This window comes from Methylobacterium sp. WL7, assembly GCF_008040085.1.
In the GTDB taxonomy this organism is placed as follows: Bacteria; Pseudomonadota; Alphaproteobacteria; order Rhizobiales; family Beijerinckiaceae; genus Methylobacterium; species Methylobacterium mesophilicum.
In genome coordinates this window covers 1-1433 of the sequence record NZ_VRVG01000308.1, presented here as the reverse complement: position 1 = coordinate 1433, position 1433 = coordinate 1, and the positions used below count along the sequence as shown (strand labels likewise).

The 1433-nt window shown below is 66.7% G+C and carries 1 protein-coding gene; it reads right to left on the bottom strand.

The genetic code is table 11. The features are described 5' to 3' along the window. Positions 1–50 precede the first annotated feature (50 nt). A complete protein-coding gene (locus tag FV233_RS29450) occupies positions 51–1352 on the bottom strand; it encodes an IS701 family transposase (RefSeq protein ID WP_147899636.1) in 1302 nt (433 codons plus the stop codon). Between the last annotated feature and the right edge of the window lie 81 nt (positions 1353–1433).

Below are 1433 nucleotides of genomic sequence, written 5' to 3'. Positions count from 1 at the left end.
CTAGCACTACTTTGGCATTTTGACTTCAGGGTGGCAGATTGAGAACGGCGTCACAGTGCGGGCATCGCCGCGGTGGTGGCTGACTGAGGTGATCCAGGATGGCTTGGCGGATCGCCGGCATCGAGGGCTGGGGCGGCGGGCAGGCGCTTCTTTTTTTTCCGCCCCGCCGCTGCGAGGCGCCGGGCTTGGAGGAAGGCGTAGGCCATCATCGTCATCAGCGCGTGCCGGTGCAGCCCGGTCCAGGATCGGCCCTCGAAGTGATCGAGGCCGAGTTCCTCTTTCATCTGCTGGTGCGCCTGCTCGCAGATCCAGCGCGCCTTGATCGTTGCGGCCAGCTGCTTGAGCGTTGCCTCGGCCGGCAGGTTCGAGAGGTAGTATTTACGCTCGCCCGAGCCTCGCTCCTCGCGCACCAGCCAGACCTCGTCGCCGGGCAGATGCTGATTGCCCATCGCGCGGATCCGCTGAGTCGGGCCATCGGCCATCCGGACGCGCAGCGCGCAGAAGCGAGCCCGCAGCCGGCCTTTGGTGCCGCGCCGCCAGGTCACCAATCGGCCGCTCATGTCTGCCAGGATCGTCTCCGCCGCGATAGAGACCTGATCCGGCACATGACGCTTGCGCGGTCGCCCCCGCCCCGCGACGGGGAAGATCATCGTCACGTCGGCCGGGTAGACCTTGTTGCGTCCTGAGATCCCAACAGCCCAACTCAGGCCACGCGCGCTCAGGGCTTGCCGGAACGGGGCGGACCCATACCCTGCATCGGCCAGCACGCAGCCGAAGCGCACGCCAGTCTCCCGAACCCGGTCGATCTCCGCAACCGCGATCTCCAGTTTGGTGCGGGCCGCGCGCAGGCCCTCGGGTACGCCGGCCGATACCATCCGATCCGGGTCGCCCGTCCAGGTCTCGGGCAGGAACAGCGCCAAGCCGACTGCTACGGGCACTTCGCCACGCGCCAGCGTGAGCGACACCAGTGTCTGGCAGTTGGCGGTCTTGCCCAGCGTCGTGGCGTATTGCGGTGCGACCCCAACCGAGCGGTTGCCCTTCTTCGGCAGAGCGGTGTCGTCGATGACCAAGATCGCATCCGCACCACCGACGAGGCGATCGGCCTCGCCGAGAAGAGCCCGCTGAAGCGGAGCCTCATCCCAGATCCCGGCGGCGATGAAGTGGTGCAGCCGATCATAGGGCACACCCTCGGCCCGCGCCGCCATCGGCTGGACGCTCTTGCGGTCACCCAAGCCGATCAGACCGCTCACGTAGAGCGGGCACATAGCCCGACGCGCAGGATGCGACAGTCCCGCAAGGAACGGCTGCAGCCACCGGTCCAGATCCTCACGCCATCCACCAGCACCTGACATCGCGAGCACCCACGCTCATGGCCGTGGCAGGCGAATCCGCAAAAACCTCCAGCGTTCCCTCAATCTACCAAAGTAGTGCTA